The organism is Rheinheimera sp. WS51 (assembly GCF_050936095.1).
Lineage (GTDB): Bacteria > Pseudomonadota > Gammaproteobacteria > Enterobacterales > Alteromonadaceae > Alishewanella.
This window is the reverse complement of record NZ_JBOTRC010000007.1, coordinates 103,564-118,399: the sequence shown is the minus strand read 5'-3', so window position 1 is coordinate 118,399 and position 14,836 is coordinate 103,564. Positions and strand designations below refer to the sequence as shown.

The following is a 14,836-nucleotide window of genomic DNA, read 5'->3' as shown; positions in this document are numbered from 1 at the left end:
TTATTACGACTCTAATTGCTCGGCATAATCCAGCTCATTTTGTAAGCGTTTAGTTTCATCAGCACGAGGTTTAGTAAACCTAGCTAAAGCTAAATACAGAACCGGGGTTAAGTAAAGTGTAAACACCACAGCTATACCTAAGCCACCAAAGACAACCCAACCGATGGCATTTCTTGCTTCAGCACCCGCCCCACTTGATAATATAAGCGGTAATGAGCCTAACAAGGTTGATAATAGCGTCATTGTTATAGGTCTTAACCGGATACTGGCCGCCTGCTCTACTGCTTTGCGTACGCTATAACCTTGGTCACGCAATTGATCGGCAAACTCTACCAGTAAGATAGCATTTTTAGCCAGTAAGCCTATTAACATCACTAAGCCTATTTGCGAGTAAATATTAATAGAAGTCCCGGTTAAAAACAGGGCAAATAAGGCCGCTGCTATGCCAAAAGGCACTGTTGCCATTACGACTACAGCGCTATTAACACTTTCAAATTGCGCTGCTAATACCAGTAGCACGATAACAAAGGCTAATACATAGGTTAGCGTTACTTCACGAGCGGTTTCTTCAAAGGTTAAGGCTTCACCTAAAAATATTAAGCCGATATTGCTAGGTAAATGCTGCTCACCTAAGCTGCGCAGTTTTTCCACGACTTCTTGCAAAGGAATATCATCGGCTAATTGCATTTCCATTTGAATTGCACGGCGCTGAGCTTGGCGCTCTAGCTCAGCTGCAACCCCCTCTTCAGAAATATAAGCCAGGCTTGATAAAGGCACTAGATTGCCATTACTTGAACCAACATACAGATTCGCTAAATCGGTAGGATCTTTAATTTGCTGGCTTTGGGCTTGTAAAATAATAGGTATAGCCTGATCGCCCACGTTTAAATCAGCAACATCATCACCATTAATTGCCACTCGCAACGTGCTGGCAATATCAGACAACGGCACGGCTAATTCTTGTGCTCTGCGTCGGTCTATATTCACCCTAAGCTGAGGTTGTGTAGGTTGATAAGAGATCCTTGGCATACCTAATTCTGGTAACTCTTGTTGAATAATTTTCGAGAAACGTTGCGCCGCTGCAAAAATATCAGCATAACTTTGGCCAGTTAACGCCAACTCTAAGCCACCGCCTTGACCCCGTAAATTAAGGCTGTTAGAGCCAAACGCTCTGGCTGGTGCGCCGGGGATCGCACCGAGTGGACCACGGATTTCATCGATAATTTGCTGCTGCGTACGCGAGCGTTCGTCCCAGTGTTTTAATGGCACAGTAATAAAGGTTAAATTAGGATCCCATTGGCCAACCACAGTATAAATTGAGTCAATATCGCCACCATTAACATAAGGCAGTAAGATATCTTCCATTTTATCCGCTTGGCGATCCATAAAGTTTAAGCCTACGCCGTCTGGACCGCGAGCAAAAACCCGAATAGTGCCACGATCTTCACTGGGCATTAGCTCATTGTCTAAAAGGTTATATAAACTAATGGCTGCTATAGCTGCAATTAAACTGGCAATAAACACCAACCAAGCTTTATCTAACGCAACATGCAAGCTGCGCTCGTACCAGCCTAAAATTATCTTTCCAAGGCGAGAGGTTCGAGTTTCTTTATTGGCTTTAATGGGTAAGCGTGCCGTGAGCGCCGGCACAAGTGATAACGCGACAAAGGAAGAGATAATAACAGCTATTGCTAACACACCACCGAATTCACGGAACAAACGCCCTGCGGTTGAAGGTAAAAAGGCAATCGGCACAAATACAGCCACTAACACGGCCGTTGTTGCAACAACAGCAAAGAACACTTCACGGGTGCCAATAACCGCAGCAGCACGAGCGCCTAAGCCCATGCTACGGCGACGTTGAATGTTTTCTGTTACGACGATGGCATCATCTACAATTAGGCCGGTTGCAAGCACTAAAGCCAATAGCGTAAGTATATTAATTGAAAAGCCCATTAACCAAATAGCGGCTAAAGCCCCTATTAATGACACGGGAATAGATAAAGCCGGTACTATCGTAGCTCGGCCTGAGCCAATAAATAACCATAATGTTGCCACAACCAAAATAATGGTTAATAGCAAAGAGGTCATTACCTCATCGACAGAGCCGCGAATAAATTCAGCATCATCTGAAGTCACTTGCATCTGTAGTTCAGGAAAACGGCTTTCTAGGCGTTTAACTAAGGCTAAAACTTCATCTGATATTTCAATAGTATTTGACCGAGCTTGACGGATCACCCCTAAACCAATAACAGGTTTGCCATCTAAACGAACTAAACTTTGCGCATCTGCAGGGCCAAAATACACCGTAGCGACATCGCCAACCCGAGTATCACCTTTAATAACAATATCCGACACTTGCTCGGCGCTAACTGAAGTTGCATCAGCGCGAACAATCAGCATTTGATCGGTTGATTTCATGCTACCTGCAGGCACATCAAAGGGCGCTTGGCGCAGCGCGGCGGCGACATCGGTAACGGATAAATTAAAGCTTGTTAAGCGAAGCGGATCAAGCAACACCCGCAGCACGCGCTCTCTATCACCATTTAAACGTACATCAGCGACACCTGGAATACTTAAGAATAGCGGTGCTAAATCGGTTTCAACTCGTTCAGTTAGCGTTTCTAAATCGAGCGTGTCACTCGACACAGCTAAACTAACTACCGACTGCGCATCATTATCGGCTTTAATTATAGCCAAGCGCTCTACAGTATTAGGAAGCTCGCGCTGAATTCGGCTTACTGATTCTCGTACTTCATTCGCGGCATCTTCTAAATTAATACCCGGGCGAAACTCTACTCTAACACGGGCTCTGCCCTCTTCACTTGAGGCATTAATCGATTTCACACCACTGACACGAGCAACAGCGCCTTCTAATTTGCTTGTTACTTCAGTATCAACAGTTTCAGGTGAACCACCTGGATAAGAAGCGGTTACAGAGACAATAGGTCGGTCAACATCAGGTAATTCACGTACCTCAATGGCATTAAAAGCCGCTAGGCCAGCAATAATAATTAATAGATTTAAAACAACAATTAATACTGGACGGCGAATCGATAACGAGGGTAAATCGCTTTGTGGTAATGGCTGGCTCATAACGTCGCTTCCTGCGCATCATTTTTAGTGTTTTTAATAGCATTAGCTGCTTTAACGTTTTGGCCTTGGCGCAAGGTTTGCACCCCTTCAACAATCAGTTGATCATTAGGTGCTAACGCGCCAGAAACTAATAAACGACCACTTAAACGTTGCTGAATTTGTACATCAACTTGTTTGGCTTTGCCATCTTCGGCTAACCAAACATAAGCGCTAGTTGCGCCCCACATTAATGCCGCTTCAGGAATAACAGCATACTGCTCTTGGGCCAGTTGCATAGTCACTCGAAAACTCATACCTGGGCGATATAAGTCGTCTGCATTATCTAACAAAGCCCGTACCCGAAAACTTCGGTTAGCCAGATTAATACGTGAGTCAACTTCCACAATTTGCGCATCTATGGTTTTGGCTTGACCTTGCCAAGGCTCTAATTTCACACTGGCATTACCTTGTAATATGGCTAAGGCCGTTTCTGGTGCATTAAAATTAATTAACAGCTGCTTACGATCATCAATAGTCGTAATTGCGGTTTGCACATTAATTCTGTCGCCTCGCTGAACATCGGTTAAGCCTACTACACCGGAAAAAGGGGCTCTTACCGTTCTATCGTCTAGTTCCGTTTTTACTTCTACTAGCTGCACTTTTAATAAGTCACGCGCAGTAATAGCATCATCCAGCTCGCTTTGCGCTATAGCGCCTTTATTACGGCTTTCTTGCAAACGCGTTACCGTACGCTCTGCATCGGCTAATTGAATAGTCACCCTATCTAAAGCAACTTTTTGCCGCCGCGAATCTAACTCGACTAAAATATCATTAGTCATCACCTGTTGGCCGGGAACAAAATGTACCGCAGTGACTTTATCGGCAACAGCAGGATAAACAACAACTGAATGAATAGCTTCAGCTGTTCCTACCGCTTCTACTTTATTGATTTTTTGTTCAAATTTAATAGGGGCCGTAATAACCTGAGCTGCGCGTCCAGCTCGAGACTCTTGAGCTTGTGCTGTGCCGACTGAAGTTAGCGTTCCAATTGAAAGCATAAATAAAAGCCAGACTGCATGGCGTTTCAATAGCATTTTATGTCCTTTAAACGATGAGATTTTTTGATTGGATCTTAAAAACGCATTGCTACATTTTTAAATACGTCAATTATCTGGCTAACTATACGGATTTTTTTCCCTAATTCATCATCAGCAACTGTAAATTTACGGTAAAGCCGAGGCAAAATGGGATAATTGCCTATCAAGTGACTATTTAACCTAACTATTTGGCCTTGTAGCTTATTTAAACTTGTTTATCGTCTAAGCTGTCCACATAGTTAAATTAATAACCAATACTTAACGCACTATGGCAACATAGCAAATAGCTAAGGAGCATTTATGTCGCACATATATACGCCACCTAAAGTTTGGACTTGGGATAAACAAAACGGAGGCAAGTTTGCAAGTACAAATCGCCCAGTCTCTGGCGCAACGAAAGAGGTTGCCGTACCAATAGGCAAACATCCTTTACAGCTTTATTCTTTAGCTACTCCTAATGGCATAAAAGTAACCATTATGCTTGAAGAGTTGTTAGCCGCAGGCCATAACGCAGAATATGATGCTTGGTTAATTGATATCTCACAAGGGGATCAATTTGGCAGCGGCTTTGTAGACATTAACCCTAATAGCAAGATCCCCGCTTTAATGGACCATAGCACTGAGCAGCCAACACCCGTGTTTGAATCTGGTTCAATCCTAGTTTATTTAGCTGAAAAATTTAATGCTTTTTTACCTAGTTCTGGTCTTAAGCGTACTCAAGTCATGAATTGGTTATTCTGGCAAATGGGCAGCGCGCCTTTTGTTGGTGGTGGTTTTGGCCACTTTTATGCTTACGCCCCTGAAAAATTTGAATACCCTATTGATCGCTATGCAATGGAAACTAAGCGTCAGCTAGATGTATTAGATAAACAACTGGCAAATAACGAATTTATTGCCGGTGATCAATACAGTATTGCTGATATGGCTATCTGGCCTTGGTATGGTGGTTTAGTCTTAGGCCGTTTATATGATGCGGCTGAATTTTTAGAGGTACAAAAATATAGCCATGTGCTGCGTTGGGCTAAACAACTAGACGCCCGTCCAGCGGTGAAACGAGGTTATATTGTCAATAGAAGCTTTGGTGATGGCCCGCAATTAACAGAGCGCCATAGTGCCGATGACTTTTTACCCTTTAATTTGTAATAGCTAACTGAGCGTTAACCGGCGCTTTTGGCTAAGCATCTGTGCTAGAATAAGCGCCGTTTTTATATGTATTAGGTAATAACAACTATGCGTTTTGTCTTTAAATTTATTCGACTTATTCTAACCCCTTTTATGCTGTTATCAGAAAAGTTAACCACACCTAAGGGCATTGAACGCGATCTAGCGAGCCAAGCTAAAGTAGATGCTGACTGCCAACAACTTGCCTTATATGAATTTAAAGCTTGTCCATTTTGCATCAAGGTGCGTAAAGAAATGGCAAGATTAAGCCTGAATATCAAAAAATGTGATGCCCAGAATAACCAAACGCATCGCCAAGCATTAGCAGGAGGGGGCGGCCGAGTAAAAGTGCCCTGCTTACGGATCAGCGATAATAACGGTGATGTACAGTGGTTATATGAATCAAATGATATAATTGCTTATTTACAGCAGCGTTTTGCCAATAATTAAGCTTATCTTCTTAACTAAAATTAATAGGGCTAACAATGTCTGAACAGTTTGCATTTTCCCAAGCCTGCGAGAATAACAAAGCACCTATTTTAGATGTGTTAGCCCCTATTTTGCAGCACAGTCGACGCGTATTAGAAGTTGGCGGTGGAACCGGACAACATGCCGTATTTTTTGGCCAACACTTTGCGACTAAGCGCAATGCGGATCAAGAGCCGCTAATATGGCAAAGCAGTGATCAAGCTGCTTATTTACCAGATTTAGCAGCCCGTATTAACCATGCAAATTTATCGAATTTGCTAAGTCCAATTGAGCTTGATGTTACAAGCTCAGCCTTTACAGTTGAAAAAGTTGACGCCGTTTTTAGCGCTAATACCTTACATATTATGTCGTGGCCGGTGGTACAGCGTTTTTTTCAACGCCTAGATGAGTTTTGTCACAAGAAAGCCCAATTGTGTATCTATGGCCCTTTTAATTATCAGGGGCAGTTTACCAGCGACAGTAATGTTAATTTTGATCAATATTTAAAACAGCGCGATCCATTAATGGGGATCCGCGATATTGAACAAGTTATCGCTTTGGCGCAACAGCTAGGTTTTACGTTAGAGCAAGATTATGCTATGCCAGCAAATAACCGGCTATTGCACTTTAAAAGGTAGTTTTTGCTTAACTTGTTGGTAATAATCAGTCACTGCAGCCCGCTCTTGCGCTATGTAGTTAGTGATTGCCGGGGTTAGCGCATTAGGTTGAAACTGATAAAAGCCTGATCGTATTACCGGTTCAAAACCGCGTTGAATTTTATGCTCACCTTGAGCACCGGCATCAAACACCTGTAACTGACGCTCAATACAGTATTCAATACCCGCATAATAACAACATTCAAAATGCAGTCGGTCAAACTCAGCCTTAGCCCCCCAATAACGGCCGTATAAATGGCTATTATCTTTAAAGCACAATGACGCCGCGACTATTTCACCCTCGTATTCGGCAACAAACAGCACTATTTTGTCGGCCATCGTTTGCCCCCAGCCAATAAAGGTTGCTTGGCTTAAATAACCTTGGTGGCCCGAGCGTTTTTGATAGGTTGCACTATAAAACTGATAAAATAGCTGCCAAATCTGTGGGGTTAGCTGTTCATTGGTTAAGGTGTTAATACTAATATTTTGCTTGGCGACTTTAGCTCGCTCTTGTTTAATTTGTTTGCGTTTTCTTGCAGTTAAATGCTGTAAAAAGTGGTCAAAATCTGTGTAATTTTTATTATGCCATTGAAACTGCACATCGAGTCGCTCTTGATAACCTAGCTGACGGTAAAGTTTCTGCTCAGCTGGCTCTGGATATAAAGCTTGGAACTGACTAAAGCCAAATTGCTCTGATAACTGCTCAATACCTTGAGTTAAGATTGCTAACACCGACGCTTTATCATAATTAGAGGCTACCGCAAAACGTGGCCCTTGGGCTGGTGTAAATGGAATGGCATTGACCAGTTTTGGATAAAATTCAAATCCTGAATGGTGATAGGCCTTAGCAAATTGCCAATCAAACAAATACTCGCCATAAGAATGTAACTTAATATATGCCGGCATAATAGCTATAAGCTGTTGATCGTGTCGCAGTACTAAATGCTGCACTAACCAACCGGAGTTTTCACCAATACTCGCGCCCTGCTCTAATGCGTGTAAAAACTCATATTGGCAAAATGGATAGTCACTATTAAATAAATTATTCCAATCCCTAGCATCAAGCTGGGCCATACTAGAGATAATTTCAAGCTGCATCTAAGATCTCAACTAAAAGCGCAGCTAAAAGTTAACTGCGCTTATAATATTTAAGTTAACCAATTAAATTGTTTTTTTAACCTCTTTAATCCAGTTATCTACTCGTTTTTCTAACACATTAAGCGGCAAAGCACCTCCACCTAACACGGTGTCATGAAAACCGCGAATATCGAAGTCTTCTCCTAACTCCTGTTCAGCTTTAGCACGCATTTTTAAAATAGCTATCATGCCAATTTTATATGCTGTTGCCTGGCCTGGCCAAACTATATAGCGACGAACTTCCGATTTAACTGCGCCTTCTGCAATGGGCGTTTTTGCTAAAAAGTACTCAACTGCTTCTTGTTCTGTCCAACCCTTGCTGTGCAAGCCTGTATCAACAACTAAACGCACTGCTCGCCACATTTCGGTAATTAAACGGCCAAAATCAGAGTATGGGTTTTTATATCCGCCCATCTCTTTTGCTAACAGCTCTGCATATAGCCCCCAGCCTTCACTATAAGCCGTAAAACTGGCTTGAGTTCTAAAAGTAGGTACTGTAGTAAGCTCTTGAGCAATTGATATTTGCATATGGTGTCCAGGATTACCTTCATGGTAAGCAATAGCTTCCATCTCATTTTTAGGCATAGACTTCATATCAGACAAATGGGCATAATAAATACCTGGTCTTGAACCATCAGCGGTACCTGGGAAGTAATGTTGCGCGGCTCCTGGTTGTTCTCTAAATGCTTCTACTCGCTTAACAATTAAGTCGGCTTTTGGAAGTAAACCAAAGTATTGTGGTAATTTTTCATTAATAGCAGCTAAATATTGTTCAGTATCAGTAATGTAGGCTTGGCGGCCTTCATCAGTATCTGGGTATGTAAATTGCTCATCTGTTTTTATAAAGGTAAAAAACTCTGCTAAGCTGCCTTTAAATCCGACTTTATTTTTAATTGCAATCATTTCATCGGTTATGCGCGCGACTTCATCTAAGCCTATTTGATGAATTTCATCGGCCGTTAGTGCTGTTGTCGTTGCTGCTTTAAGCTGATAATTATAAAAAGCCGTGCCATTAGGTTGCTTACCAACACCAGTAGCTATTTGGTCACTCTTTGTCATATCCTCTTCAAGCCATTGTTTAAGCTCGGTATAGGTAGGCAAAAAGTATTGCTCTAAGTGACTCTTTGCATTGTTAGTCAGCTCAGTTGCTTCTTTATCTGATACCTTATCATTCGCGACTAAGTTTGCAATTTTAGCTTTGGCATCTGCCCATAATGGTGAATCTTCGCTGCTATCGGTAAAGGGGGTGCCTGATATTAAATTAGTGACTTGCTCAATTACGCCACTATAGGCGAACTCAGGTGGTCTAACTCCTTTGTCAGCATTATGTTTAGCCCGTTTTAGTAATTCAGACATAGCCTGAGTAATACCAATTAAGCGTTTATTATAGGCTTGCATATCCTCCAGACTATCAACCTTATGGAAGTTGATCATAATTTGCGGTAAAAGTGAGTGCACCCCTTGCATTTGAGTAAAGATATACTGGTTATTTCTGAACTTAACACCTTCTTTCGCTAAATTATATTGATACAGCCAGATATCATAAGAGGTTTTTGCTTCTAAAGTTAACTTTTCATAATCGAACTGGCTGGTCATTTCTTCCACAGTCGCACCCAGCCAAGCAAGTTGTTTATCTTCAGCGGCTACAGAGACATTATCAATTTGATCATATTTATCCTTACGGCCTTGAAAGGTCATCTGAAGTGGACTTTGCTGCAGTTGCTCTTCGTACTTTTGTTCAAACCACGTATTTATGCGAGCCGTTTCTTGTTGGATTACGCTTTGATCAGTGATAACAGATTGACTTTGTTCAGATGAGGTTGAATTTATAGGATCAGAAGCAGTACTTGGTTCACAAGCACTAAGTAATCCGACAACGGCTAAAGCTATAAGTGATTTTTGCATAAAAACGACCTTATTAATTTATAGAAGTAACAAAACTCAGACTACGCTGAGTTTTGTATTTCGTCTAAATTAATTTGTAAGTATCTTTTACTAAAATAACATCTCTTATAAAGCTTATGCACTTACCCGCTTATATTGACGATATTCAGGGCGCCAGAAGTTATCTTCTATCCGCTTGGTTAACTCTTCATCATCAATACCTAACGCTAAACCTTGTTGCTGAGCCACTTTAGCTACGTTAAAAGCTATTAACTTGCTAAGCTCGGCTAATTCAGTAAAAGGTGGTAGTAAACCGCCCTCTCCGGTATTCGCTAAAGGCGACGCCCCTGCTAAAGTCTTACTGGCTGCTCTTAACATTTCATCACTAATTAAACGCGCTTTAACAGCTAAAACACCTAAACCAATACCTGGGAATATATAACTATTATTGCATTGCGCTATTGGGTATTGCTTATTATTGTAACTAACAGGTGCAAATGGACTGCCAGTGGCGATAATGACATCGCCATCTGTCCATTCAATAACCTGCTCTGGAGTTGCTTCAACTTGTTTCGAAGGATTACTTAATGGAAATATAATCGGCGTATCACAGCCTTGTTTCATGGCTCTGATGACCTGTTCAGTGAATAAACCTGCCTGACCAGATACCCCAATCAAAATACCAGGTTTAGCACAATGCATTACATCTAATAAGTTAGGGTAGTCGCCACTGTAACTCCAGGTTGCAATATCCTCGCTACGCTGCACTAACTGTTGCTGAAAATCGCGTAAGTTAGGCATAGTATCAGTTAATAAACCAAAACGATCGACCATATAAACTTGCTGTCTGGCTTGGCTTTCACTAATTCCCTCTGCCACCATTTGACTAATGACCTGCTCGGCAATACCGCAACCGGCAGAGCCAGCGCCAACAAAAGTCACATTTTGTGCCGAGAGCTTAACGCCTTTACTACGACAAGCTGCTAATAAAGTGCCTACGCTTACAGCTGCAGTTCCTTGAATATCGTCATTAAAACAACAAACTTCATTGCGATAACGGTTTAATATTGGCATAGCATTAGGTTGTGCAAAATCTTCAAATTGAATAATGGCATCAGGCCAACGCCGTTTAACCGCCTTAATAAAGACATCTACAAATTCATTGTATTGCTCACCCACAATACGTTTTTGCCGCAGCCCCATATACATAGGATCATTTAGCAAGGCTTCGTTGTTAGTACCTACATCAAGCATTACCGGTAATGTATAGGCTGGGCTTATACCACCACAAGCGGTATACAAAGACAGCTTACCTATAGAAATGCCCATGCCACCAATGCCTTGATCACCCAGACCAAGCACACGTTCACCATCGGTAACAACGATCACTTTTACTTTGCGTTTAGTTGCATTACGCAGTACATCATCTAATTGATCGCGATCGTCATAACTAACAAATAAGCCTCTAGCACTGCGATAAATATCGGAAAACTGCTCACAAGCATCGCCTACAGTAGGTGTATAAATAATCGGGATCATTTCCTCTAAGTGGCGCTGTAATAGTCGATAAAACAAGGTTTCGTTATTATCTTGAATCGCCCGAAGATAAATATGCTTGTTAATAGCTTCATCAAAGCTTTTGTATTGCATATAAGCGCGCTCAACCTGCTCTTCTATGGTTTCATAACGTGGGGGGAGCAAGCCGGTTAAATTAAATGCTTGTCTTTCTTGGGCGGTAAAGGCATTACCTTTGTTTAGTAATGGTGTTTCAAGTAAGGCGGAACCAGAATAAGCGGTATATAAAGCAGATTTGACTTTTGAACTGCGCATGTAAATTTCCCACAGTAGTTGCTAGCTAAGCCAGAGCTAAAGCTAGCATAAATTTAATAGATAGTGCTGATCCTCGGGTTAAGTACTGACAATAAAAACAAGCCTTCTGTGTTACAAAAATCAATGGCTTTAAGCACATCTGATTGGCTTAAATTTAGCAACTCTAACACAAGAGGATCAATTAAGTGTTTGGTTTGATATAACTCAGGATGTTGATTAGCTAAAGCTAATTTCACAGCTAAATGAATAATTAACTGTGGCAAGCGATTATGATCAAATTTCACACTATTTTGCAGCGCTATTGGTTCAACTATTATATCGGGTAATTGCCAAATGTTTAGGAGTTCAGCACCACACTCAGCGTAAGTAAAACCCAGTTCGTCGTGTTGTAACTTCCAAGGAAGCGTTTCTGAATCATAAGCTTGACAGCGAAAAGCGAGTTCAGGGTCATTTTGTAGAACAACTAATTCACCAATATTATGCAATAAACCCGCAACATAGAAAGACTCACTTGGTTTAACACCACAACAATCAGCTAAATACTTGCCAATTAAAGCTGCATTAACGCTTTGCTCCCAAAAACGTTCTAAATCAATAACAGACGTATCTAACTTACAATAAGCCGCAGCAACACCAATACTCAATGCTAAATTATAAACTTGGTTTTGTCCCACAACTAATAAGGCTTTATTAATAGATGGAACCTGGAATGAGAAATTATATAAGGCACTATTAGCAAGCTTAAGGAGTTTCGCTGTTAATATAGGATCAAGTGAAATTACCTCAGCTATATCATCTAAGCTAGCCGTTTTTGAATCCATAAGCTCTCTTAACCTGATGCAACTTTCTGGTAAAGCAAGCAGGTCTGACGCATTTTGAGCATATTGCAAGGCTTTCATTAAATGAAATCTCCCCTTGTTAGCAAACGTTTTGCTGTCGCTAACATTAAGTTTTACTACAACTTATGATTTTACTCGTTTTAGCTAAGATTTATTAGTCATTTTTACTATTTAACGTTAATAAAATAAAAAAACCGAACAAGATCGGTTTTTTATAAATTAAATATGCATTTAATTAACTTTCATTTGTTATTCAACAGAACTACGTAACATCCATGCTGTTTTTTCGTGCACTGTCATGCGTTGAGTTAGTATATCTAAGCTAACTTCATCAGAGGCATTTTCAGCAACAGGAACAATACTGCGCGCAGTTTTAGCAATTGCCTCATGGCCTTTGACTAAATCTTTAATCATTTCTTCAGCGCTTGGAATACCTTCAGCTTCTTCTATTGTGGTTAATTTTGCAAACTCTTTATATGAGCCAGGTGCAAATTCACCTAAAGCACGAATACGCTCTGCAATATCATCAACAGCTACGGCTAACTCTTGATATTGCTCTTCAAACAAGGTGTGTAAAGACTGAAATTGTGGGCCAGTAACATTCCAATGATAATTATGTGTTTTTAAATACAATGTATAAGAGTCTGCAAGTAATACCGCTAAACCCTCTGCAATTAATTTACGTTGCTCTTCACTAATACCAATATTTACTTTCATAAATCGCCTCTTTAGATTAATCAATATTTACAATAATAAACTCGTACAGGCTCCTGCTGATAGAATAGCCCAAAGTAACTTAATACTAAAGACTAGTTTATATTGACCTATTAAAGATATGGAGATGATTTTAGTAAAAACAACCCTTTACTAAATAATGGTTTAAGAAACGTAAAGCGAGTATTTAGATAATACCTAACCCGGTAAATTAAGCGACCTTGTTGGTGAATTATTTATTACCAACAAAGCCGATTTTACACCTTAGTTTAATAACTAAGTTTGATTAGTTTGCTTGTGCAACAAGATACTCTTCATAAGTACCAACAAAGTTACGCACATCTTGGTCCGTAATTTCAATGATACGGCTTGCTAATGAAGAAACAAACTCACGGTCATGACTGACAAATATTAAGGTGCCTTTATAGTGCTCTAAGGCAAGATTTAATGACTCAATAGATTCCATATCTAAGTGGTTAGTTGGCTCATCCATCACTAATATATTTGGCTTTAATAGCATTAATTTACCAAATAACATCCGGCCTTTTTCACCACCCGATAATACACTGGTCGATTTTTTAATATCATCTTGCGAAAACAGCAAACGACCTAAAATACCTCTTACAACTTGCTCATCATCTGTTGGGCTTTTCCATTGGCTCATCCAGTCGAACAAAGTCATATTGTCTTTAAATTCATACTCATGATCTTGCGCATAGTAGCCCACTTTGGCATTTTCAGACCATTTAACCGTACCAGATTCTGGGCTTAACTCACCCATTAAGCATTTAAGTAAAGTTGTTTTACCAATACCATTAGTACCTAGAATAGCGACTTTCTCACCCACTTCTATGGTTAAGTTTAAGTTTTTAAATAACTGCAGTTCATCGAAACTTTTGTTTAAGCCTTCAACTTCTAAAGCTAAACGATATAACTGTTTTTGTTGCTCGAAGCGAATAAAAGGATTAACACGGCTAGACGCTTTAACTTCTTCTAGCTGAATTTTTTCTATTTGCTTAGCCCGTGACGTCGCTTGTTTAGCCTTAGAAGCATTAGCAGAGAAACGACTAACAAAAGTCTGAAGTTCTGCTATTTGCGATTTTTTCTTGGCATTATCGGCCAATAAACGCTCGCGAGCTTGAGTTGCAGCAAACATATATTCATCATAGTTGCCAGGATATAAACGTAACTCACCATAATCTAAATCAGCCATATGAGTACAAACACTGTTTAAAAAGTGTCTATCATGCGAAATAATTACCATAGTACTGTTACGTTCAGTTAATACGTTCTCTAACCAACGAATTGTATTAATATCTAAGTTGTTCGTAGGCTCATCTAGCAACATCACTTCTGGCTCAGCAAATAACACTTGAGCTAACAATACCCGCAATTTAAAGCCAGGCGCTATAGATGACATTAAGTCAAAATGTTGCTCTACAGGGATGCCAACACCTATTAATAATTCACCGGCACGAGACTCTGCGGTGTAACCATCCATCTCACCAAAAGCGACTTCAAGATCGGCGACTTTCATGCCATCTTCTTCGCTCATCTCAGCACTGCTATAGATGCGGTCGCGCTCTTGTTTAACAGACCATAATTCAGCATGGCCCATTATTACAGTGTCAATAACTGTATATTGCTCAAAGGCGAATTGATCTTGGTGTAACTTAGCAACTCGATGGTTAGGTTCAACAAAGACATTACCCGCGCTAGGCTCTAACTCGCGGCTAAGAATTTTCATAAATGTTGATTTACCGCAACCATTAGCGCCAATTAAGCCATAGCGGTTACCCTCGCCAAATTTAATCGAAATATTTTCAAATAACGGCTTAGCGCCGAATTGCATGGTAATGTTTGAAGTTGAGATCACAGTGTGTTCCAGAACAGGTTAAGCTAGACAGCCAAATACAAAAAGTGCGTCACTATACGCACTTTGCCAGCTAATTTCAAAGCTTCAGCCTACTTTGTC

General features: G+C 40.6%; 11 protein-coding genes. 3 read left to right on the top strand and 8 right to left on the bottom strand.

Annotation, left to right across the window (positions count from 1 at the left end):
• Nucleotides 1–3 precede the first annotated feature (3 nt).
• On the bottom strand, nt 4–3,096 hold the full coding sequence (locus ACRCA4_RS10055) for an efflux RND transporter permease subunit (RefSeq protein WP_433187738.1): 3,093 nt from the start codon (nt 3,094–3,096) through the stop codon (nt 4–6).
• Nucleotides 3,093–4,169 carry an efflux RND transporter periplasmic adaptor subunit gene (locus ACRCA4_RS10050; protein WP_433187735.1) on the bottom strand — a complete coding sequence of 359 codons (1,077 nt, stop codon included), beginning with the start codon at nt 4,167–4,169 and terminating at the stop codon, nt 3,093–3,095. Before ACRCA4_RS10050 ends, ACRCA4_RS10055 begins: the two co-directional genes overlap by 4 nt.
• A 303-nt stretch (nt 4,170–4,472) precedes the next feature.
• Here ACRCA4_RS10050 and yghU point away from each other — a divergent pair, with 303 nt between their 5' ends.
• The 3 genes from yghU (at nt 4,473) to ACRCA4_RS10035 (ending at nt 6,439) form a co-directional block, all read left to right on the top strand.
• Nucleotides 4,473–5,315 carry a glutathione-dependent disulfide-bond oxidoreductase gene (gene yghU, locus ACRCA4_RS10045; RefSeq protein ID WP_433187732.1) on the top strand — a complete coding sequence of 281 codons (843 nt, stop codon included), beginning with the start codon at nt 4,473–4,475 and terminating at the stop codon, nt 5,313–5,315.
• An 87-nt stretch (nt 5,316–5,402) separates the two neighbouring features.
• On the top strand, nt 5,403–5,783 hold the full coding sequence (locus ACRCA4_RS10040) for a glutathione S-transferase N-terminal domain-containing protein (protein ID WP_433187729.1): 381 nt from the start codon (nt 5,403–5,405) through the stop codon (nt 5,781–5,783).
• A gap of 35 nt (nt 5,784–5,818) precedes the next feature.
• Nucleotides 5,819–6,439 (top strand): DUF938 domain-containing protein, encoded by a 621-nt coding sequence (locus ACRCA4_RS10035; protein ID WP_433187726.1) that lies wholly within the window; start codon nt 5,819–5,821, stop codon nt 6,437–6,439.
• On the opposite strand, the gene ACRCA4_RS10030 is transcribed toward ACRCA4_RS10035, so the two are convergent.
• From ACRCA4_RS10030 to ACRCA4_RS10005, 6 genes are all read right to left on the bottom strand, one after another.
• Nucleotides 6,419–7,555 carry a GNAT family N-acetyltransferase gene (locus ACRCA4_RS10030; protein WP_433187723.1) on the bottom strand — a complete coding sequence of 379 codons (1,137 nt, stop codon included), beginning with the start codon at nt 7,553–7,555 and terminating at the stop codon, nt 6,419–6,421. The genes ACRCA4_RS10035 and ACRCA4_RS10030 overlap by 21 nt on opposite strands.
• A 63-nt stretch (nt 7,556–7,618) precedes the next feature.
• On the bottom strand, nt 7,619–9,499 hold the full coding sequence (locus ACRCA4_RS10025; protein ID WP_433187720.1) for a DUF885 domain-containing protein: 1,881 nt from the start codon (nt 9,497–9,499) through the stop codon (nt 7,619–7,621).
• A gap of 114 nt (nt 9,500–9,613) precedes the next feature.
• Complete coding sequence (locus ACRCA4_RS10020; protein WP_433187717.1) at nt 9,614–11,308, bottom strand: NAD-dependent malic enzyme; 1,695 nt, start codon at nt 11,306–11,308, stop codon at nt 9,614–9,616.
• Nucleotides 11,309–11,361: 53 nt separating this feature from the next.
• Nucleotides 11,362–12,207 carry an HDOD domain-containing protein gene (locus tag ACRCA4_RS10015; RefSeq protein WP_433187714.1) on the bottom strand — a complete coding sequence of 282 codons (846 nt, stop codon included), beginning with the start codon at nt 12,205–12,207 and terminating at the stop codon, nt 11,362–11,364.
• A gap of 189 nt (nt 12,208–12,396) precedes the next feature.
• Entirely contained in the window at nt 12,397–12,864 is a 468-nt protein-coding gene (locus tag ACRCA4_RS10010) for a Dps family protein (protein WP_433187711.1), read from the bottom strand.
• A gap of 283 nt (nt 12,865–13,147) precedes the next feature.
• The gene (locus tag ACRCA4_RS10005; RefSeq protein ID WP_433187708.1) at nt 13,148–14,737 is read right to left on the bottom strand and encodes an ABC-F family ATPase; all 1,590 of its coding nucleotides are present in this window, start codon (nt 14,735–14,737) and stop codon (nt 13,148–13,150) included.
• Nucleotides 14,738–14,836: the final 99 nt, after the last annotated feature.